The organism is Pseudomonas sp. MMS21 TM103 (genome assembly GCF_022132145.1).
Classification (GTDB): Bacteria; Pseudomonadota; Gammaproteobacteria; order Pseudomonadales; family Pseudomonadaceae; genus Aquipseudomonas.
In genome coordinates, this window is record NZ_JAJISP010000004.1 from 255,868 (window position 1) to 276,398 (window position 20,531).

A 20,531-nucleotide genomic window follows, 5' to 3' on the forward strand; every position below is an offset into this window, starting at 1 on the left:
TTATAGCGGCGAACCAGCAGCGGACTCTGCCGGTCTTAGCCTGGTCATATCAATGCGCCGCAGTTTTGCCCCAGCCGGCTTGCTATAGTTGCGCCACTTACTATCCGGAGGTATTCGATGCGCACCCCATACCGCGTTATCGGCGGCACTCTCGCCGTCACCCTGCTCACCCAGTTGAGCGCCTGCGGTACCCTGTTCTTCCCCGATCGGCGCGGCCAGATCGAAGGCCGGATCGACCCGGTGGTGGCAGCGCTGAATGCCGTCGGCATCCTGTTTTACGTGATCCCCGGTCTGATCGCCTTCGGCATCGACTTCGCCACCGGCGCCATCTACCTGCCGAACGGGCAACATGCCCAAGTCGACCCGCAAGAGCTGAACAAGGCGGTGGATGCCGACGGCAAGATCGATAACGCCCGGCTCAAAGCCCTGATCGAGCAGCATACCGGCCACAGCCTGCCGCTCGACAACCCGCGCCTGATCCGCAGCAGCGCCAGCGCCGAGCAACTGGCGGCCTATGGTCTGCGGCCTGCGGCTTAAGCGCCTGCCATCCAGCCCACCCAACCACACCCTGGCCTAGCTCGCTAAGCCAGGCCTGACACCGAGAGCAAGTTTTTGTGACCATACCACTGCAGCATGCCCGCCTGATGCGGCAGGCTACCGTTGCCGCGCTGGCCGTGGCCTTGACCCTGGCACTGGCCAAGGCCTTCGCCTGGTGGCTAAGCGGCTCGGTCAGCCTGTTGGCCGGCCTCACCGATTCGCTGCTGGATGGCGCCGCCTCGCTGCTCAACCTGATCGCCGTGCACTACGCCTTGCGACCGGCGGACGAAGACCACCGCTACGGACACGGCAAGGCCGAGGCCCTGGCCGGATTGGGCCAGGCGCTGTTTATCGGCATCAGTGCGGTCGTGGTCGGCATGCATGGCGTGGATCGCCTGCTCAATCCGCAACCACTCGGCGCAGCGACCCTGGGCGTGGTAGTGATGCTGCTGTCGCTGGCACTGACCGCCGCCCTGCTGCTGTTCCAGAACCATGTGGTGCGCGAAACCGGCTCCACCGCGATCCGCGCGGACTCGCTGCATTACCGCTCCGACTTGCTGCTCAACACCAGCATCCTGCTCGCCCTGCTGCTGGCCAGCTTCGGCTGGCCGCAACTGGATGCGCTGTTCGGTATCGGCATTGCCTTCTACATCCTCTGGAGCGCCGTGAGCATCGCCCGCGAAGCCGCGGCCGTGCTGATGGACAAGGAGCTGGCACCGGAGCTCAGCGAGCGCATGCACCTGCTGGCCTGCGGCATACCCGGCGTGCTCGGCGTGCATGACCTGCGCACGCGCATGTCTGGCACGCGCTGGTTCGTCCAGCTGCATGTGGAGTTGTCCGGCGAACTGAGCCTGCTGCAGGCCCATGAACTGTGCGAGCAAGTGGAATACGCAATTCGCGCCGAATTCTCCCGTGCCGAAGTGCTGGTGCATGCCGACCCACTCACTCCGGCCACCCCTTGATGCCTGCTACGGTGCGGCAAGCATCCGCCTGTGGTCGGGGTCTGGGTTGATGCCCCGGGTCGCGACAGCGCGCAGGCTGGGCCAGGTGCGCCGCGCGCCCTGAGCCACCACAAGCGACCAATGGCTGCAGCGCAATGTTGGGTTGCGCGGCGCGCGTCAGAGTGCGGTTCGGCTCGAATGCAACGTGCCGCCAACCCACCCGACAAAAGCTGCGCTACACGACATGGGAATCGCGTGCAGAAAAAAGGGAGACCTTGCGGTCTCCCTTTTTTCTTGCCTGAGGCAAGTGTCCGCTACTGGCAATTCTGTTGCCGCTTTCGTCGCCCGCCTGGTTGGGCAGTGCGGACCCGGGTGCCGTGACGGCCTGGTAAGGCCGGCGGCGCCGGTTCGCCTGATTGGGCGAGCCGGGTGGACGTGTCGTCCGGGCCGTGAAACTGAGGTAAAGATTACCGATACCGGCGCAGTTAAAGATTGCGAATATTGCTGATTAACGTGCCACTTGCGCAATTTTTAACTAACAGCGCATGATTCATCGCAACCAATAGATGAAAGAGCGTCAAACATGACCAGACTCGATCGCTACGACCTGAATATCCTCACCGAACTGCAGCGCGACGCCACCCTGTCCAATCAGGACCTGGCCGAGCGCATCGGCCTGTCGCCTTCACCCTGCTCGCGGCGGGTCAAGCAACTGGAGGACGACGGCTACATCCTCGGCCAGGTCGCCCTGCTGGACCGCAAGAAGCTCGGCCTGACCCTCACCGCCTATATCCTGATCGGCATGGACAAACACACTCCCGAGCGTTTCGAGCACTTCCAGGACATGATCCGCCAATGCCCGGAGGTGCTGGAGTGCAGCCTGGTCACGGGCATGGATGCCGACTACCAGCTCAAGGTGGTGGTGCCGGACATGGACCATTACCAACAATTCCTCCTCGGCACCCTGACCCGCATCGAGGGCGTCTCCAGCGTGCGCTCGAGTTTCGTCCTGCAACAGATCCTTTCCAGCACCCAGTTGCCACTGCAACACCTGCGCAGCTGAGCGGCGCTTACCGACGGTCGCTGACAGCCTCATGTACTGACGTATAATCGCCGGCGTTTTGCCCTGCCCTGGGCAGCCCGATGTCAGCCAATTGAGGTCACGATGGATCCGCAAGTGTTCGAAGAATTGATGATGACCGTACTGGTCGGTGGCCTGGTGCTGTTCATGGCGTTCATCGTCTGGGACCTGGCGAAGAAGTCCAAGGCCGGACGTTTCGGCAGCATGATCCTGTTCCTCGCCCTGGGCCTGGGCGTGCTCGGCTTCCTGATCAAGACCGTGGTTATTGCCAGCCTGGAAGGCGTCTGAGCCGTAGTTGAAAAAACCCGCGCCGATATGGCCCACCACCTTGAGCAATCCGCGCCGTCGGATGCCACTCGCCGCAGGCAGTGCACCGTGGATGACCGACGCGGCATAAAAGCTGACGGGTTGTCGCTGCGCCCCTGAGCGGCCGGCGTTTGGACTCGCCTTACAACCGCGCCTCGACCTCCTTCCACTCGCCAGGCTGCAGGCCATCCAGGCTCCACGGGCCGATGCGCACGCGCACCAGTCGCAGGGTCGGCAAGCCCACCGCCGCAGTCATGCGCCTGACCTGGCGGTTGCGCCCCTCGCGAATCACCAACTCCAGCCAGGCAGTCGGCACGCTCTTGCGGAAACGCACCGGCGGATCGCGCGGCCACAACTGCGGTTCATCCAGCAAGCGCGCCTCGGCCGGCAGGGTCGGCCCGTCGTTCAGCTCGACGCCATCACACAGGCGCTGGAGCTGTTCGGCCGTCGGCTCGCCTTCCACTTGCACCCAATAGGTTTTCGCCAGCTTGTGCCTGGGATCGGCAATCCGCGCCTGCAGGCCACCGTCATTGGTCAGCAGCAGCAAGCCCTCGCTGTCGCGATCCAGTCGCCCGGCCGGATAGACCCCGGGCACCGCGACGAAGTCCTTGAGGGTGGCGCGACCCTGCTCGTCGTTGAACTGGGTCAGGACATCGAAGGGCTTGTTCAGCAGCAGCAAGCGCGGCTCGGCCGGCGGCGCCTTGGCCACCCGGCGGATGACGGGTTTGCCGGCGGCACGCGAGGGCGCGGCAGAACGGGGCGGGCGTGACATGCGGGCTCCGGGAGCAGAAAACGGGGTGACCAGTGTAACCGAGGCCACCCTTCGACCATCACTCCGGCTTATGGGGGATTCCTTCGGGCGCGCGGGCGACTATGCTGGCTAGGTTCTGTTATCCGCACAGAGGGAATCCGCATGAGCTCGTCCGACTCCGTACTCGACACCTTCACCGGCTGGGCCGCCAAGGCGCCAGGAGCGCCGCTCGAACCGCACAGCTACGACCCCGGCCCACTGGGGGCTGAAGAAGTCGAAGTGGCGGTGGAATATTGCGGCATCTGCCATTCCGACCAATCAATGATCGACAACGAATGGGGCAATGCGCGCTACCCCTTTATCCCCGGCCATGAAGTGGTCGGCACCGTGGTCCGCCTGGGCGAACAAGCCCGCGGCCTCAAGCTCGGCCAGCGAGTCGGCATCGGCTGGTACAAGGGCAGCTGCATGCATTGCAGCTCGTGCATGGAAGGCTCGCATCAACTCTGTGGCACAGTGAAACCGACTATTGTCGGCAGCAACGGCGGTTTTGCCGACCGCCTGCGCAGCCACTGGGCCTGGGCCGTGCCGCTGCCGGATGGCCTTGATCCGTCACTGGTCGGCCCGCTGTTCTGCGCCGGCTCCACGGTGTTCAGCCCACTACTGGATTTCGATGTAAAACCCACCGACAAGGTCGGCGTGGTCGGCATCGGCGGCCTCGGTCATTTAGCCCTGGGCTTTCTCAACGCCTGGGGCTGTGAAGTCACCGCCTTCACCTCGTCGCTGAACAAGCAGGAAGAAGCCAAGCGCTTGGGCGCGCACAAAGTAGTCGCCTCGACCGACAGCACGGCACTGAAAGCAATTGCCGGCAGTCTGGACTTCCTCCTGGTCACCGCCAGCGCGGATCTGGATTGGAACGCCATGATCGGCACCCTGCGCGGCAAAGGTCGCCTGCACTTTGTCGGCATAGTGCCGAGCGCGATCCCAGTGCATGTGTTCAACCTGATCCCGAAGCAGAAGAGCCTGTCCGGTTCGCCCGTTGGCTCGCCGGCAAACATGGCCAAAATGCTCGAGTTCTGCGCCCGCCATCAGATCCTGCCGCAGGTCGAACACTTCCCGATGAGCAAGGTCAACGACGCCATCGACCACCTGCGCGCAGGCAAGGCACGCTACCGGGTGGTGCTGGACGCCAGCAAGTAAGTAACCCCTGAATGAAAAAGCCCGAGGCTCGCACCTCGGGCTTTTTCATTCAGGCGACCTTGGCTGTTAGCGGAACGGAGGCTCGTCGAAGCTGCGCAGCTTGCGCGAATGCAGCGAGTTGAGCTGACTGCGCAGCAGGTCGAGGGCGGCGATGCCGATGTGCAGGTGCTGGGTCACAGCCCGCTCGTAGAAGGCGCCCGCAGCACCAGGCAATTTGATCTCGCTGTGTAGCGGCTTGTCCGAGACGCACAGCAGGGTGCCGTAGGGCACCCGCAGGCGATAGCCTTGCGCGGCGATAGTGCCGCTTTCCATGTCCACCGCCACGGCGCGCGACAGGTTGATCAGCGGCCGCTCCTGGGCCCAACGCAACTCCCAGTTGCGATCATCGTAAGTCAGCACGGTGCCGGTACGCAGGCGCCGCTTGAGCGCATCGCCATGCTCGCCGGTGACTTGCGCGGCAGCCTCTTGCAAGGCCATCTGCACTTCGGCCAGGGCCGGCAGGGGAATGTTGGGCGGCAGCACCCGATCGAGAATGCCATCGCGGCGCATGTAGGCGTGGGCCAGCACGTAATCGCCGATAGTCTGCGATTGGCGCAGGCCACCGCAGTGACCGATCATCAGCCAGCAGTGCGGGCGTAGCACGGCCAGATGGTCGGTGATGTTTTTCGCGTTGGACGGCCCCACGCCGATGTTGACCAAGGTAATGCCGTCGCCCGGGCCGGCACCCTGCAGGTGGTAGGCCGGCATCTGATAGCGGTGCCAGAGCACGGTTTCGATGATCGCCTGCATCTCGCCTTCGGCCATGCCGCGCTCGATCACCACGTTGCCCGGCAACACCATGCGCATGAAACGCGACTCATCGCGCAGCATATCCAGGCCATGGCGAATGAACTGGTCGACGTAGCGGTGATAGTTGGTCAACAAAATCCACGGTTGCACATGGCGCCAGTCGCTGCCGGTGTAATGCACCAAACGCCGCAGGGAAAAATCGACTCGCGCCGCATCGAATAGCGCCAGCGGCAATTGCTCCGCGCTCTCCCAGTCGTACAGGCCATCGGCGGTGCCGTCGGTGGCGGCGGACAGGTCGGTGCTGGGGAAGACCCGCGCCAGTTCGGCGGCGGTCACCCCCGACCCAGCCAGCTCATCGCCATGCTCGACCACATAGGGATAGGGAATATTCTGCTGACTGATACCCACTTCGACACACACGGTAAAGTCATGCATCAGCGGCTGCAGTTGCTCCAGCAAGTAGCTGCGGAACGCCTCGGGGTGAGTAACGGTGATGCTGTAGGTGCCCGGCACCTGGACCTTGGCATAGGCACGCACTGTCGCGGGCACCTCGCCTTGGCACAGGTAGGTCAGGCGCAGTTCAGGGTAGTGGAACTGGCGCAACTGCTCGGCGTCCGGCTTGATACCTTCCTTGACATAGAGCTTAAGCGCCCGGCTCAGGGCGCGGGTGGCCTGCTGATGCAGGGCGGCCAGGCGATCCACGGCCTCTTCGGCAGTAGTGGCGACGACGAAGTCTTCTGAACTGAGGGTCACGGCAGCTATTCCTGGCTGAATACACGCCCCTATCTTGCCTTGATCGCCGCGCCTTGGCATAGCGCGGCGTGGCTACTCCAGCAGTCGCCGGAGATCCTCCGGCAACGGCTGCGCCGTCAAGGGCCCGACCCGTCTGGTGCCGGGATTGCCGAGCGGATACCAGCCCAGCAACGAACCCAGACTCCCCGGCACACGCAGTAACTGGGCGGCCAGCTCCGCCCAGTCACCCTGCCGCCAGGCCCAGGCCAGCAGCCACAGGTGACTGCGCAGGTGATCGACGAACAGCGGCTGGCCAAGAATATGGGCGCGCTCCAGATGGCGCAACTCGGCCTGCGGATCGACGCCGCGCTGCGCGCGAGCCTGGCGGTATTCATGCTGGAAGGCTTGTTTGCGAGTCATCTCACTCACTCCAATTGCAAGGGGCCCCCAGTCTGCAACCGAGGGGCGGCCTGCAGGTCAAGCGCGGCCTGCCAAGAACGACAACTCAAACCCGCTGCGGCGTGCTGCGCGCCACCAGGGCGGCGACGTCGATGCCGCGTGGCAGGGTGCCGTAGACCCGTCCACCGTCGCCCAGGCGGCTGGCGCTAAAGGCGTCGCTGACCGCCGCGTTGCCGGCCTCCAGCAGCAGCTTGGCCTGCAGGGCCAGGGCCACGTCTTCGGTGAGTTGACGGGCGCGGTACTGGATGTCGGCGGTATCACGGAAATCCGCCTGGAGTTTGTCGATATGCCGTTTCAGCCGGGCATCGCCATGGCCATCGCCCAGCTCGGCGAACAGTGCATCGAGCACCCCTGGCTCCTTCGACAGTGCGCGCAGCACGTCCAGGCACTGCACGTTGCCGGAGCCTTCCCAGGTCGAATTGACCGGCGCCTCGCGGTACAGGCGCGGCAGGATGCTGTCCTCGACATAGCCGGCGCCGCCCATGCATTCGGCGGCCTCGTTGATCATGGCCGGCGCGCGCTTGCAGATCCAGTACTTGCCGACCGCGGTGACCAGGCGGGAGAACTTGTCTTCCTGCTGGTCCAGGGCCTTGCCCATGCGCAGGGTCAGGGCCAGGGCGGCTTCGCTTTCCAGGGCCAGGTCGGCCAGGACGTTCTGCATCAGCGGCTGCTCACTGAGCACACGGCCGCCAACCTGACGGTAGGCGCAGTGATGGGCGGCCTGGGTCAGGGCCTGACGCATCAGGGCGCTGGAGCCGATCATGCAATCGAAGCGGGTCAGCGCGACCATTTCGATGATGGTTGGCACACCGCGCCCCTCCTCCCCGACCATCCAGGCCAGGGCGCCGCGGTACTCGACTTCGCTGGAAGCATTCGACCAGTTGCCCAGCTTGTTCTTCAGGCGCTGGATATACAGCTCGTTGCGCGTGCCGTCCGGGCGGTGGCGCGGCAGCAGGAAGCAAGTCAGGCCCTTGTCGGTATAGGCCAGGGTCAGGAAGGCGTCGCACATGGGCGCCGAGCAGAACCACTTGTGGCCGACCAGTTCGTAGGCCTGGCCGGGCCCGCCAGCGCCGACCGGATAGGCGCGGGTGGTGTTGGCGCGCACGTCGGTGCCGCCCTGCTTCTCGGTCATGGCCATGCCGATGGTGGCGCCGGTTTTCTGCTCGATCGGCAGGTTGCGCGGGTCGTACTGAGTCGAGAGGATCTTCGGCAGCCAGATTTCGGCGATATCCGGCTGCAGCTTCAATGCCGGCACGCTGGCGTAGGTCATGGTCAGCGGACATCCACTGCCGGCTTCGGCCTGGCTGTGCAGGTAGCTCATGGCCGCGCGGGCGACCTGGACGCCGGGACGCGGGTCGGTCCAGGGCAGCGAGGGGATGCCGTGTTCGATGGCCGCACTCATCAGCTGGTGATAGGCCGGGTGGAACTCGACCAGATCGATGCGCTGGCCATAGCGGTCGTGACTCTTGAACACCGGCTTGTTCTCGTTGGCGAGGAAGCCGGCGGCCATCAACTCGCCACCGGCCAGGGCGCCATAGGCGTCGATCCGCGCCTCGGCCCAGCCGCCACCGAAGCGCTTGTTCCATTCCTGCAAGGGCAGGTCGGCGCGGTACAGGTTGATCCCGTCCAGCGGTGGCACCTGGTTGAACACCTCATGGGTTTCGGCTTGCAGATTCAGGTTCATGACAATGAGTCCTCGGCGCCGACGGCGCGCAGACAGAAGGTGACCAGGTTCTGGCTGACTTCGACCAGTTCCAGGCTGGGATGGCCCGCGTCTCGGGCAGCGCGGGCAGGCGGTGACAAGGGACCGACCAGGACTTCGGCAATCGCGCCGACCAGGCAGGCGGCAACCAGGCCGACGTGCTGGACGCGAAACATGCCGCAGGCAACGCCTTCCTCCAGCAGCTCGCCGAACAACTCGGCATAGGCCTCGCGGTAAAGCAGGCGCTGCTCGTCGATCTGCGGCTCGACCGGTTCGGCGATCAAGGCAAAGGCCAGACGGCGGCTGTGCCAGGCCCGTGCAGCGAACTGCTGCAGGCCGGCGGCCAGGCGCTCGGCTGGGTGGCCCGGGGCTCGCAGGGTCTGGCGCAGCGCATCGACCTCGCCCTGGCTGGCGATAGCGAAGACTTCGGCGGCCAATTCGCCCTTGTTGTGAAAATGACGGTACAGGCTGCCGGTGGCGATCCCCACGTCTTCGGCCAGCGCCTGCATGGTCAGGGCGGCGAAACCACCCTCGACGACACGGGCCAGGGCACGGGTAAGAATCTGCTCGCGCAGCGCTTGGTCACGGTCAATACGCAGGGCACTGGTCCGATAAGCCATGATCTGAACCCATATTCATTAATTGGTCTCAGTGAATCATGCTTCAGAGTTTGCGCAAAGGGGCATTTCGGCCAAGAGACAGGGTGAAAGCCGGGCAGCCCAGGAGCCACCTCGAAACCGCTTGCGCCTTGTCGTCCGGCTTCGACTAATCAGCCTCCAGTCGGCGATCCACGCCAATCCGGCCTATTCCTGCGGATCAGCCGGCGGAGCACAACACCCAGTCGCGCAACAGGCCGCGCAGCGCCTCGAATTTCACCGGCTTGGCCAGATAGTCATTCATTCCGGCCGCCAGACAGCGCTCGCGGTCGCCGCTGTGACTGTGGGCGGTGATCGCCAGCACCGGCAGCTCCAGGCAACCGGGCAAAGCACGCAGCGCCCGGCAGGTGGCGAAACCGTCCATCACCGGCATCTGGCAATCCATGAGCACCGCATCGACCGATTCGCCCCGCAGCACCGCAAGGGCTTCGGCGCCATTATCGGCGGTGCGCACGCGGTAACCGAGCTTGAGCAACATGCCGCGGGTCACCAGCTGGTTGATCACATTGTCCTCGACGATCAGCACCGTGCACTGCTCAGGATGGCGCAGCGCCTGGGTGCCGGCGCGGCGCACGGGGACGGGCCTTGCCGCAGACGGCAGCGGCAAGGCCAGCGGCACCTGCAACTGGAAGCGGCTGCCCTGGCCGGGCTTCGACTCATGACTGAGGCTACCGCCGAGCAGGTCGACCAACTGCCGGCAGATTGCCAGGCCGATACCCAGGCCACCGTATTCGCGAGTCATGGAGCCGTCCAACTGCTGGAAGCGCTGATACAGCGACGCGTCCTGAGGCGCAGTGAAGCCCACGCCCGAGTCGATCACCTCGAGGCTCAGCGGCAGACTATCGGGCGCCGTGCCAGCGCGCCTGACCCGCAGGCGAACCTCCCCCTGGGCGGTGAACTTGACGGCGTTGTCGAGCAGATAGCCGAGGCACTGCGCCAACTTGCCGACATCGCCCTCGAGGGTATCGGGCAGGCTTTCGTCCAGTTCCAGGACAAACCGAAGGCCCTTGTCCTCGGCATGCCGCGCATACTGCGCACGCACCCCGTCGAGCATCCCGCGCAGGCTGAATGGCTCGCGCCGCGGATAAAGCTTGCCGGCCTGCAACTCGCTGAGAGCCAGGATGTCGTTGACCATGCGCATCATGTCTCGCGCCGAACTGGCGGCGGTCTTCTGGTACTGCGCCAGCTCGGCGTCCAGACTGACCGTTTGCATCAATTCCAGCGAGCCGATCACCCCGTTCATCGGCGTACGCAACTCGTGGGTGACGGTGGCGAGGAATTCGTCCTTCAGCTGATTACTGTGGGCCAGTTCCTGGTTCAGCGTCTCCAGCTTGCGCCCGCTATCCTGGAGAATCCGCGCGCGCTCCTCCTTCATCGCGTTGATCCGGTCGGCCAGGGCCAGTGACAGCAGGCCAACCTCCAGCGCCGAACCGATCTGGCTGGCGTACATGGTCAGGAACATATTGGGCAGGTAGCCGAGCACCATCAGGCTGTTGATTGCGCCGCCGAGCAGAAAAGTGGTCCAGGCGATGATGAAGTAACGCGCCACGCGCATGCCACGCAGCCAGGCGATGATCCCGGCGGCGAAGACCACCACGGTGAACAGCAGTGCCAGGTAGGTGGCCAGGCGCAGCGACAGCGCATAGCTGACAGTCAGCGCCAGGAGCATCACCGCGGCCCCGCTGGCCATCAATAGCAGCAGCGTGCGGTCGACCCAGGGGCTGTGTTCGGCGGTATGCAGAAAGCTGCGCGCGAACTGGCAGCCAAACAGCGCTGCCGACCCGATCATGAAGGGTGTTGAAGCATTCGCCCACCAGGGGTTGTCGGGCCAGAAATACTCGATGCCGGCGCCGTTGACCGATACCTGATAGAGGCCGAACGAGGCGATATAGAGGATGTAATAGAGGTAGCTGGCATCCCTGACACTGAGATAGATGAACAGGTTGTAGATCAGCATCACCAGCAACACGCCATAGATGATGCCGAGCACATAGATGCGCGCGGGCTGCTCTTCCAGGTAGGCATTGGGTGCCCACAGACTCAGCGGCGCCTGGATCGAACCCTGGCTTTGCAGGCGCAGATAGACGCGCCGCGGCTGGTTCGGCTGCAGGCTGAGCTCGAACAGGTAGTTGTGGTGCTTGATCTGCCGGCTGGCGAATGGCAGTGAGTCACCGGTGCGCTGGGCCAGCTGAAACTTGCCCTGGGCATCCGCCAGATACAGGTCCAGCTGATCCAGCGGCGGATAGGCCAGTTCCAGCAACCACAGCGTGGATCCGTCCGGCCGCTGCGGTCGATACTCCAGATCCAGGCGCAGCCAGAATACCGAACGCGAATAGCCGGCATTCAGTACCTGTTGATCATTCTGGCGAAAACTCGCCTGCAGTGCCGGCGAGGTGACCTCGTCGATAGTCGCGTCGCCGCGTACATCCTCGAACACCTGCATGGCCTGGCCAAGTGGCAGTTCGCGGGTATGTTCATCGAACACCACGGCAGAGGCGTATAGCGGCCAGACTGCGAACAGAAGAATCAGGAGGTAGCGCATGCGGACCCACGAAGGCGAAATCGGGGCATGTCGGGGTGCGCCGGAGAGCCCTCCTCTCCTGACTGACGCCGCCTCGCCTACCCGGTTACCCGGTTACCCGGTTATTTGAGTGGCCGTCACTCTAGCACAGGCATTACGGGGGGAAACGGCGGTTGGCGCAAACATCCCGGGCAGGCCATGCAGGCGTTTGAATCAGCGCTACAAGCCAGGCAGGCAGCACTCATGCACCGGCTGGCTAAAACTGCCGACACGATCAGGATTCCCCGCTGCAATCGCGACTGCCTGGCTTGTGCGCAGCGTATGCTCCGCGGTTCAATCGGGGCCATTTAATGCTAAGCTCGCGCACCATGAAAACGCCTACTTCCCGCCCCGTAGTGCTCTGCTTATCCGGCCACGACCCCAGTGGTGGTGCCGGCCTGCAAGCCGATATCGAAGCCCTGCTCGCGCAAGGCTGCCACGCCGCCCCGACAGTCACCGCACTGACCGTGCAGGATACGGTCAATGTCTCCGCCTTCCGTGTCCTCGATCGCGAGTGGGTGCTGGCCCAGGCCAATGCGGTGATCGCCGACCTGCCGATAGAGGCCGTCAAGCTGGGCATGCTCGGCTCGGTGGAAATGGTCGAGACGGTGCTGCAGATCATGCACAAGCTGCCGGGCATTCCGCTGGTCTGCGACCCGGTCTTGCGCGCTGGCGGCGGTGGCGCCCTAGGCAAGGATGAAGTCGGCTATGCCATGCGCGAGCAGCTGTTTGCCGTAGCGACCATCGCCACGCCGAACCTGCCGGAAGCGCGCATCCTCGCCGAACTGCCGGACGGCACGCCCGATCAGTGCGCGGAAAAGCTGCTGCCCTATATCCAGCACCTGCTGATCACCGGCGGCCACGGCGACGAGCACCAGGTGCACAATCGCCTGTATGGCCGAGACGGCAGCCGTCACACCTTTACCTGTCAGCGCCTGCCGGGCAGCTACCACGGCTCCGGCTGCACCCTGGCCAGCGCCCTGGCCGGCCGCCTGGCACTCGGCCAGGAGCTGGTCAGCGCCGTGCAGTTCGCCCTCGATTACACCTGGCGCACCCTGCGCGATGCCGAACAACCCGGCCACGGCCAGTTCATCCCGCGCCGCCTGCCCCTGGATTTCTGCTGATGGAGAGCCTCCGATGAAACTGCGTGGCCTGTATGCCATCACCGACAGCCAACTGCTGGCTGGCGGCAAGCTGCTGCCTTACGCCGAGGCGGCGCTGAAAGGCGGCGCCACGCTGCTGCAATACCGCGACAAGTCCAGCGACGAGGCACGTCGCCTGCGCCAGGCCGAAGCCCTGCGCGAGCTGTGCCGTCGCTACGGCGCGGGACTGATCATCAACGACGACGCCGAACTGGCCGCACGCCTCGGCGTCGGCCTGCACCTGGGCCAGACCGACGGTTCGCTGTCCGCCGCCCGCGCCCTGCTCGGACGCCAGGCGATCATCGGCGGCACCTGCCATGCACAGCTAGGACTGGCCGAAGCCGCCGCCAGGGAGGGGGCCAGCTATGTCGCCTTCGGTCGCTTCTTTGATTCCAACACCAAGCCCGGCGCCCCCAGCGCCACGGTCGAGCTGCTGGATGAGGCGAAAAGTCGCATCAGCCTGCCAATCGTCGCCATCGGCGGCGTGACCCTGGACAATGCCCCCCAGCTGATCGCCCGTGGCGCCAGCATGGTGGCGGTGATCCACGCACTATTCGCCGCCGACTCGACCGCCGAAGTCGAACGCCGTGCCCGCGCCTTCAGCGCCCTGTTCGCCACCGATTAACTGATTTGCGGGGCGGCCCGACTCGCCCCGATTCGATATTTGAGAGGCCCTGCCATGTCCCGCTCCGAAATCCTCTTCGCCCACGCCCAGAAGCACATCCCCGGCGGCGTCAACTCGCCGGTGCGCGCCTTCAAGAGCGTCGGCGGCACGCCACTGTTCTTCAAGCACGCAGCCGGCGCCTATGTCACGGACGAGGATGACAAGCGCTACGTGGACTACGTCGGCTCCTGGGGTCCGATGATCCTCGGCCACAGCCACCCGGACGTGCTCGATGCCGTGCGCCGCCAGCTGGAACACGGCCTGTCCTACGGCGCGCCAACCGCCATGGAAACCGAGATGGCCGACCTGGTCTGCGCCATGGTGCCGTCCATGGAGATGGTGCGCATGGTCAGTTCCGGTACCGAAGCGACCATGAGTGCGATCCGCCTGGCCCGCGGCTTCACCGGCCGCGACAGCATCATCAAGTTCGAAGGCTGCTACCACGGGCATTCCGACAGTTTGTTGGTTAAAGCCGGCTCGGGTCTCTTGACCCAGGGCGTGCCAAGCTCCGCCGGGGTGCCGGCGGCCTTCGCCCAACACACCCTGACCCTGCCGTTCAACAACCTGGCCGCGGTCGAGCAGATGCTCGCCGAAGTCGGCCAGGAGGTGGCGTGCATCATCGTCGAGCCGGTGGCCGGCAACATGAATTGCGTACCGCCGGCACCGGGCTTTCTCCAGGGCCTGCGCGAACAGTGCGACAAGCATGGCGTGGTGCTGATCTTCGACGAGGTGATGACCGGCTTTCGCGTTGCCCTCGGCGGTGCCCAGGCGCATTACGGCGTCACCCCGGACCTGACCACCTTCGGCAAGATCATCGGTGGCGGCATGCCGGTCGGCTGTTTCGGCGGCAAGCGCGCCATCATGGAATGCATCGCCCCGCTTGGCCCGGTCTACCAGGCCGGCACCCTGTCCGGTAACCCGCTGGCCATGGCCGCCGGCCTGACCACCCTGAAGCTGATCAGTCGCGCGGGCTTCCATACCGATCTGAGCGACTACACCGCGTGCATGCTGCAAGGCCTGCAGGATCGCGCCGATGCCGCCGGCATCCCCTTCGTCACCACTCAGGCCGGCGGCATGTTCGGCCTGTACTTCAGCGGTGCCGACGCCATCGTCACCTTCGACGACGTCATGAGCAGCGACGCCGAGCGCTTCAAGCGCTTCTTCCACCTGATGCTGGACGGCGGCGTCTACCTGGCCCCGAGCGCATTCGAAGCCGGCTTCACCTCGATCGCCCACGGCCAGACGGAGCTGCAGATCACCCTCGACGCGGCCGAGCGCGCCTTCGCCGAGCTGAAAAAAGCCTGATGCAGTACAGCACCGCCCTGTCCGGCGCCCTCCTGGCGCTGGCCTGCCTGGCCTGTGCCGTCGCCATCGGCAAGGCACGCAAGGGTTACGGCGAAGCCGATCAACCGGCGCTGTTCTGCGCCCTGCTCGGCTTTCTCCTGGCGGCCGCTGCCGCCAGCGTTGGCGTCATGCGCTTCGCCGTCGCCCCAGACTGGCAGGCTGCGCACCTGTGGCTGAGCCAGACCAGCAGCTTTCTCGGCCAGCCGCTGTTGGGCGTGGCCGCGCTGACTCTAGGCCGCGGCTGGGCCTGGAGCCGGCCGAACTGGGGCCGCGTGGTGCTGGGGCTGTGCGCTTTCTTCGAGCTGTTCCGGCAAATGAACCTGCTTGAGCACTACCAGCTGCTGCTCAACCTGGCGACCCTGCTGCTGATTCTCTATGCCGGCGCCATCCAGTGGCCGCGCCGCACGCCGGCAGGCGCGGCGACGGCAGTTGTCGGCCTGTTCTTGCTGGCCACACTGGCGGTCGGCAGCGATGGCTTTATCGGTCCGCTGCGCCGCTTCGACCTGCTGCAAGCCATGCTGATACCGGCCTACCCGCTGCTGGCCTGGCTGCTACTGACCCTGCCGGGCCATGCAGAGGATTGCACCAATCGAGAAAAGCCCGTAAAGACTTTGTAAGAAGGCCACTGCTTATTTCATAATGCCAACGCCGACGCACCTTGTCGGCCGGGCTCGACCCCGCACCGCTTCCTGAGGTATACGGATTTCCATGAACTGCACCGGCCGCACCCTATCTCTGGGCTGCCTGCTGCTTCTTCTGCCGCTGCTCGCATTCGCGGGCGGCAACACCCTGCTGATCCCCGCAACCGGCAGTTGCTCGCTGGATACTGCGCCCGAAGACCTGCCCGACGCGCTGGCCGCCTGCCAGCAAGCGGCGCAGAACGGCGACCCGCAAGCCGAATATGAACTGGGCGAATTCTTTTACGATGGCACGCGTGCGCCGCGCGACCTGGCGCAAGCGCTCAGCTGGTTCGAGCAGGCCTCGCTGCAAGGTCATGCCCAGGCGCAATACCGCCTGGGCATGATGTTCTTCCGCGGCGAGGGCGTACCGGCGAACAACGTGCAAGCCTATATAGTGCTGAAGATGGCCGCCGTAAATGGCTCGGACGAAGCCATGGACAGTGCAGACCTGGTCTCGGCGCGCATGCAGCGCGAGGAACTGGAGATTGCCGGCCAGGTACTTGGCGAAATATTCCGCAACTACCTGCTCGAACTACAGGCCGCCGACGGCCAATCGCCGTTCGCACCTCTGCCATAGCTGGGCCTGACTCGCAAGATGGGCCAAGCCGCACAGGCTGAGCCCGATACACCCATCATCAATCAGCATGGGTATCGCTTCGCTCAAGCCATCCCGCCCGACTACACCAGGCTCGCTTGCAGCCTTATTTATCCGGCATCGGCATGGGGAACGGCATGACGTTGCCACCGCCCTTGGCCTCGCTGATTTTCGGCGTGCCCAGGCGCTCGACCTCATCGATACGGATGATCGCGTGCATGGGCAAGAAGCTGCGCACCACGCCGTCGAACTGGGCCTTGAGCTTCTCTTCGCTGGGATCGACCACCACCTGGGTGCGCTCACCGAAGACGAATTCCTCCACCTCCAGGAAGCCCCACAGATCGCTCTGAAAGATCTGCTTGGCATACATTTCGTACACCTGACCCTGGTTGAGGAAAATCACCTTATAGATGGGATCGCGCTTGCTCATGGATGGAAGTCTAGACTGGAGGGGAAATAAGAGGGCGCAAATCATAGCATAAGACTGAGGATTGCAAGTCCGCTTTGACTCGCCCCAGCCCTATCCACAGCGTATGCAGGACAGGGCACCCATACCCTCCGGCACTCAGCCGTGACCGGCGCTTTCCGAGTCCGCCTTCCACTTGATACTGCAGCCGATACTGGGCACCTGGGGGATATCCACGGGCCGTCCGGTGAGGTGCCGCTCCAGGGCTTGTCGCAGATCTTTTCCGCTAACCGGAATGTTGCTGCCCGGGCGCGAGTCGTCGAACCGGCCGCGATAGATGCAGTGCAGATTCTCGTCGAACAGAAAGAGATCGGGAGTGCAGGCCGCACCGTAGGCCTTCGCCACCTGCTGCGTTTCATCGTAGAGGTAGTGGAACGGATAGTTTTTGTCGCGGGCCTTTTGCGCCAGCATGCGCGGACCGTCTTCCGGATAACTCTGCGCATCGTTGGCCGAAATGGCCACCACCCCGAGCCCTTGCGGCATGTATTCCCTGGCCAGATCGAGCAGTGCATCCTCCACGTGCTTGACGAAGGGGCAGTGATTGCAGATAAACATCACCAGGGTAGCCTTTTCGCCCTGCACGGCGGAGAGAGACACCGGCTCCAGGCTGAGCGGGTCAGGCAACGTGAAATCCGGGGCCGAAGTACCCAGGGGCATCATGGTCGAGGGAGTTAATGCCATTGCGCCATCCTCCATTAACGAATACTGACTTCACCACCGGACCGGCGACAATCCGTTGCGCAGCAATGCCGTGAGCAGCACATCGGCCCGACACCCACTCTTTAAAGGATAGGCTGATCTGCGGCTGACGGGCTCATCTCAAGCTTTTTCATCGAGCCTTCCAGCGCCCAACGCTTTTCTCGGCCCTACCGTCGCCCTATAATGTGCGGTTCTTCGAATCACCCTTTTGAGCGCGCATGACCAAGAAGCTTTATATCGAAACCCACGGCTGCCAGATGAACGAGTACGACAGCTCGCGCATGGTCGACCTGCTGGGCGAACATCAAGCCCTGGAAGTCACCGCACGCGCTGAAGATGCCGACGTGATCCTGCTCAACACCTGCTCCATTCGCGAAAGAGCTCAGGACAAGGTGTTCTCCCAGCTTGGCCGCTGGCGCGAACTGAAGCTGGCCAATCCGGAACTGGTGATCGGCGTCGGCGGCTGCGTGGCCAGCCAGGAAGGGGCGGCAATCCGCGACCGTGCGCCCTATGTCGACGTCGTCTTCGGCCCGCAGACCCTGCACCGCCTGCCGGAAATGATCGCCGCCGCGCGCAGCACCAAGCTGCCGCAGGTGGACATTTCCTTCCCCGAGATCGAAAAATTCGACCGCCTGCCCGAACCACGGGTCGACGGACCCAGCGCCTATGTCTCGGTGATGGAAGGCTGCAGCAAGTACTGCACCTTCTGCGTGGTGCCCTATACCCGTGGTGAGGAAGTCAGCCGCCCACTGGCCGACGTGCTCGCCGAAGTGCTGCACCTGGCCGAAAACGGCGTGCGCGAAGTCACCCTGCTCGGCCAGAACGTCAACGGCTACCGCGGAGACACCCCGGAGGGCCAGCTCGCCGATTTCGCCGAACTGCTCTATGCCGTGGCCGCCATCGACGGCATCGACCGCATTCGCTACACCACCAGCCACCCACTGGAATTCTCCGATGCGCTGATCCAGGCCCATACCGAGATCCCCGAACTGGTGAAATACCTGCACCTGCCGGTGCAGTCCGGCTCCGACCGCATCCTCGCGGCCATGAAGCGCAACCACACCGCGCTCGAGTACAAATCGCGCATCCGCAAGCTGCGCGCCGCGGTGCCGGACATCCTGATCAGCACGGACTTCATCATCGGCTTCCCCGGCGAAACCGAGAAAGACTTCGAGCAGACCATGAAACTGATCGAGGACGTCGGTTTCGACTTCTCCTACTCCTTCGTCTACAGCGCACGCCCCGGCACCCCGGCGGCGGATCTGGCCGACGACACCCCGGAAGAGTTGAAAAAGCAGCGCCTGGCAATCCTGCAACAGCGCATCAGCCAGCAAGGCGCCGAAAACAGCCGGCGCATGGTCGGCACGGTGCAGCGCATCCTGGTCAGCGACTACTCAAGGAAGGACCCCGGCATGCTCCAGGGCCGTACCGAGAGCAACCGGGTGGTCAACTTTCGCACCGACAACCCACGCCTGATCGGCCAGTTCGTCGACGTACATATCGACGACGCGCTGCCTAACTCGTTGCGCGGCAGCCTGCTTGGTGAGTGAGCGCCGGGAGCCTCTGGCGCCACGCCCTGAGCCATCACGCGAGCGCACTATTGGCCTCGGGCCTGTGGCGCGCACGACACACCCTTTCCAGGCCAACCTCAGGCGATGCTAAAGTCGCAGCAGTCCGCGCTTTCCCGCGCGCACTGCTAGCGGTATTCTTCGCCTCACTACCCCAGCCGACTGGCGGCCATCAAACGACCTTGAACGCACCCATAGAACCACATCGTTTCATCCTCGAACCCTTTGAAGCTCGCCGCTTTGCCAGCCTCTGCGGGCAATTCGATGAGCATCTGCGCCTGATCGAACAGCGCATGGACATCGAGATCCGCAACCGCGGCAACCAGTTCGAGCTGATCGGCGCGCCGGAGCAGACCGCTTCCGCCGAACAACTGCTGCGCCGCCTCTACCGTGAAACCAAAAGCACGGAGCTGTCACCGGACATGGTGCACCTGTTCCTGCAGGAATCCGGTGTCGAGGGACTGGCCAACCCCACCGCCGAGCCCAGCATCGCCCTGCGCACCCGCAAAGGCATGGTGCGTCCGCGCGGGGCCAACCAGCAGCGCTACGTTAAAGCCATTCTCGAGCACGACATCAACTTTGGCATCGGTCCGGCCGGTACCGGCAAGACCTACCTGGCGGTGGCCTGCGCCGTGGACGCCCTGGAGCGCGAGCAGATCCGGCGCATCCTGCTGGTGCGCCCGGCAGTCGAAGCCGGCGAGAAGCTCGGCTTCCTGCCCGGCGACCTGTCGCAGAAGATCGACCCCTACCTGCGTCCGCTGTATGACGCGCTCTACGAGATGCTCGGCTTCGAGCAGGTGGCCAAGCTGATCGAGAAACAGGTGATCGAGGTCGCGCCACTGGCCTATATGCGCGGGCGCACCCTGAACAACAGCTTCATCATCCTCGACGAGAGCCAGAACACCACCTTGGAACAGATGAAGATGTTCCTCACTCGCATCGGCTTCGGCTCCACCGCGATAATCACCGGCGACATCACCCAGGTCGACCTGCCGCGCGGCACCAAGAGCGGCCTGACCCATGTGATTGACGTGCTGCGCGACGTGCCGGGCATCAGCTTCACCCATTTCAAGCCCAAGGACGTGGTGCGCCACCCCCTGGTCCAGCGCATCGTCGAAGCCTACGAGCGTTACGAAAACCGGGTACATGGCAAGTTGATCGATGAGCAGGACAACGGCCATGCTTGAGCTGGATCTGCAGATCGCCACCCAGGCCAACGGATTACCCAGCGAGGCGCAGTTTCGCGCCTGGTGCGATATAGCCCTGCGCCAGCGCACGGCCGACTCCGAACTGACCATCCGCCTGGTCGATGAAGCCGAAGGCCTCGAACTCAATCACACCTATCGCCAGCGCGACTACGCCACCAACGTCCTGTCCTTTCCTGCCGATGTACCGGACGGCATGCTGGATATTCCCTTGCTCGGCGACCTGGTGATCTGCGTGCCGGTGGTCGAGCGCGAGGCGCTCGAGCAAGAAAAAGCCCCGGAGGCGCACTGGGCGCACCTGGTGATCCATGGCTGCCTGCACCTGCTCGGCTACGACCACATCGACGATGCCGAAGCCGAGGAAATGGAAGCGCTAGAACGCACACTGCTCGCCGAGCTGGGTCATCCCGACCCGTATGCCGACGACAAATAGCAACTTATTGCCCATCAGCAAGGA

Annotated in this window: 21 protein-coding genes; 13 read left to right on the forward strand and 8 right to left on the reverse strand. The window is 64.2% G+C overall.

Annotated features, from left to right (window positions below; genetic code table 11):
- The first annotated feature begins 117 nt into the window (after positions 1–117).
- From LJY18_RS14630 to LJY18_RS14645, 4 genes are all read left to right on the forward strand, one after another.
- Positions 118–537 carry a polyribonucleotide nucleotidyltransferase gene (locus LJY18_RS14630; protein WP_238042553.1) on the forward strand — a complete coding sequence of 140 codons (420 nt, stop codon included), beginning with the start codon at positions 118–120 and terminating at the stop codon, positions 535–537.
- A gap of 107 nt (positions 538–644) precedes the next feature.
- Positions 645–1,499, forward strand: coding sequence for a cation diffusion facilitator family transporter (locus LJY18_RS14635; protein ID WP_238042695.1), 855 nt, complete (start codon positions 645–647; stop codon positions 1,497–1,499).
- 562 nt (positions 1,500–2,061) lie between these two features.
- Positions 2,062–2,541, forward strand: a complete 480-nt coding sequence (locus tag LJY18_RS14640) for an Lrp/AsnC family transcriptional regulator (RefSeq protein WP_238042554.1) — start codon at positions 2,062–2,064, stop codon at positions 2,539–2,541.
- A gap of 102 nt (positions 2,542–2,643) precedes the next feature.
- The gene (locus tag LJY18_RS14645; RefSeq protein ID WP_238042555.1) at positions 2,644–2,847 is read left to right on the forward strand and encodes a DUF2788 domain-containing protein; all 204 of its coding nucleotides are present in this window, start codon (positions 2,644–2,646) and stop codon (positions 2,845–2,847) included.
- Positions 2,848–3,007: 160 nt separating this feature from the next.
- Here the strand turns inward: LJY18_RS14645 and LJY18_RS14650 are convergent, their stop codons facing one another.
- Positions 3,008–3,574, reverse strand: coding sequence for a pseudouridine synthase (locus tag LJY18_RS14650; RefSeq protein WP_238042696.1), 567 nt, complete (start codon positions 3,572–3,574; stop codon positions 3,008–3,010).
- Positions 3,575–3,778: 204 nt separating this feature from the next.
- On the opposite strand from LJY18_RS14650, the gene ahr reads away from it, so the two are divergent.
- Complete coding sequence (ahr, locus tag LJY18_RS14655) at positions 3,779–4,813, forward strand: NADPH-dependent aldehyde reductase Ahr (RefSeq protein WP_238042556.1); 1,035 nt, start codon at positions 3,779–3,781, stop codon at positions 4,811–4,813.
- 66 nt (positions 4,814–4,879) lie between these two features.
- Here the strand turns inward: ahr and amn are convergent, their stop codons facing one another.
- The 5 genes from amn to LJY18_RS14680 all read right to left on the reverse strand — a co-directional run bounded on the left by amn (position 4,880) and on the right by LJY18_RS14680 (position 11,693).
- The gene (gene amn, locus LJY18_RS14660) at positions 4,880–6,355 is read right to left on the reverse strand and encodes an AMP nucleosidase (protein ID WP_238042557.1); all 1,476 of its coding nucleotides are present in this window, start codon (positions 6,353–6,355) and stop codon (positions 4,880–4,882) included.
- Positions 6,356–6,427: 72 nt separating this feature from the next.
- On the reverse strand, positions 6,428–6,754 hold the full coding sequence (locus tag LJY18_RS14665; RefSeq protein ID WP_238042558.1) for a DUF3703 domain-containing protein: 327 nt from the start codon (positions 6,752–6,754) through the stop codon (positions 6,428–6,430).
- Positions 6,755–6,839: 85 nt separating this feature from the next.
- Positions 6,840–8,477 (reverse strand): acyl-CoA dehydrogenase family protein, encoded by a 1,638-nt coding sequence (locus LJY18_RS14670; RefSeq protein ID WP_238042559.1) that lies wholly within the window; start codon positions 8,475–8,477, stop codon positions 6,840–6,842.
- A complete protein-coding gene (locus LJY18_RS14675; RefSeq protein WP_238042560.1) occupies positions 8,474–9,115 on the reverse strand; it encodes a TetR/AcrR family transcriptional regulator in 642 nt (213 codons plus the stop codon). Before LJY18_RS14675 ends, LJY18_RS14670 begins: the two co-directional genes overlap by 4 nt.
- A gap of 196 nt (positions 9,116–9,311) precedes the next feature.
- Positions 9,312–11,693, reverse strand: a complete 2,382-nt coding sequence (locus LJY18_RS14680; RefSeq protein ID WP_238042561.1) for a hybrid sensor histidine kinase/response regulator — start codon at positions 11,691–11,693, stop codon at positions 9,312–9,314.
- A gap of 347 nt (positions 11,694–12,040) precedes the next feature.
- Here LJY18_RS14680 and LJY18_RS14685 point away from each other — a divergent pair, with 347 nt between their 5' ends.
- The 5 genes from LJY18_RS14685 to LJY18_RS14705 all read left to right on the forward strand — a co-directional run bounded on the left by LJY18_RS14685 (position 12,041) and on the right by LJY18_RS14705 (position 16,118).
- Positions 12,041–12,835, forward strand: a complete 795-nt coding sequence (locus LJY18_RS14685) for a hydroxymethylpyrimidine/phosphomethylpyrimidine kinase (protein ID WP_238042562.1) — start codon at positions 12,041–12,043, stop codon at positions 12,833–12,835.
- Positions 12,836–12,848: 13 nt separating this feature from the next.
- Positions 12,849–13,478, forward strand: a complete 630-nt coding sequence (gene thiE / locus LJY18_RS14690) for a thiamine phosphate synthase (protein WP_238042563.1) — start codon at positions 12,849–12,851, stop codon at positions 13,476–13,478.
- A 54-nt stretch (positions 13,479–13,532) separates the two neighbouring features.
- Positions 13,533–14,822, forward strand: a complete 1,290-nt coding sequence (gene hemL / locus LJY18_RS14695) for a glutamate-1-semialdehyde 2,1-aminomutase (RefSeq protein WP_238042564.1) — start codon at positions 13,533–13,535, stop codon at positions 14,820–14,822.
- The gene (locus tag LJY18_RS14700) at positions 14,822–15,478 is read left to right on the forward strand and encodes a hypothetical protein (protein WP_238042565.1); all 657 of its coding nucleotides are present in this window, start codon (positions 14,822–14,824) and stop codon (positions 15,476–15,478) included. The genes hemL and LJY18_RS14700 overlap by 1 nt, the downstream gene beginning before the upstream one ends.
- A 91-nt stretch (positions 15,479–15,569) precedes the next feature.
- Entirely contained in the window at positions 15,570–16,118 is a 549-nt protein-coding gene (locus LJY18_RS14705; protein ID WP_238042566.1) for a tetratricopeptide repeat protein, read from the forward strand.
- A gap of 124 nt (positions 16,119–16,242) precedes the next feature.
- Here the strand turns inward: LJY18_RS14705 and LJY18_RS14710 are convergent, their stop codons facing one another.
- Positions 16,243–16,566 (reverse strand): DUF1820 family protein, encoded by a 324-nt coding sequence (locus LJY18_RS14710; RefSeq protein ID WP_238042567.1) that lies wholly within the window; start codon positions 16,564–16,566, stop codon positions 16,243–16,245.
- Positions 16,567–16,701: 135 nt separating this feature from the next.
- Positions 16,702–17,283 carry a thioredoxin family protein gene (locus LJY18_RS14715; RefSeq protein ID WP_238042568.1) on the reverse strand — a complete coding sequence of 194 codons (582 nt, stop codon included), beginning with the start codon at positions 17,281–17,283 and terminating at the stop codon, positions 16,702–16,704.
- Positions 17,284–17,519: 236 nt separating this feature from the next.
- Between LJY18_RS14715 and miaB the strand changes: the two genes are divergently transcribed.
- From miaB to ybeY, 3 genes are all read left to right on the forward strand, one after another.
- Positions 17,520–18,851, forward strand: a complete 1,332-nt coding sequence (gene miaB, locus LJY18_RS14720) for a tRNA (N6-isopentenyl adenosine(37)-C2)-methylthiotransferase MiaB (RefSeq protein ID WP_238042569.1) — start codon at positions 17,520–17,522, stop codon at positions 18,849–18,851.
- Between the two features lie 200 nt (positions 18,852–19,051).
- On the forward strand, positions 19,052–20,056 hold the full coding sequence (locus tag LJY18_RS14725) for a PhoH family protein (RefSeq protein WP_238042570.1): 1,005 nt from the start codon (positions 19,052–19,054) through the stop codon (positions 20,054–20,056).
- Positions 20,049–20,507, forward strand: a complete 459-nt coding sequence (gene ybeY, locus LJY18_RS14730; protein ID WP_238042571.1) for an rRNA maturation RNase YbeY — start codon at positions 20,049–20,051, stop codon at positions 20,505–20,507. The genes LJY18_RS14725 and ybeY overlap by 8 nt, the downstream gene beginning before the upstream one ends.
- Positions 20,508–20,531 lie beyond the last annotated feature (24 nt).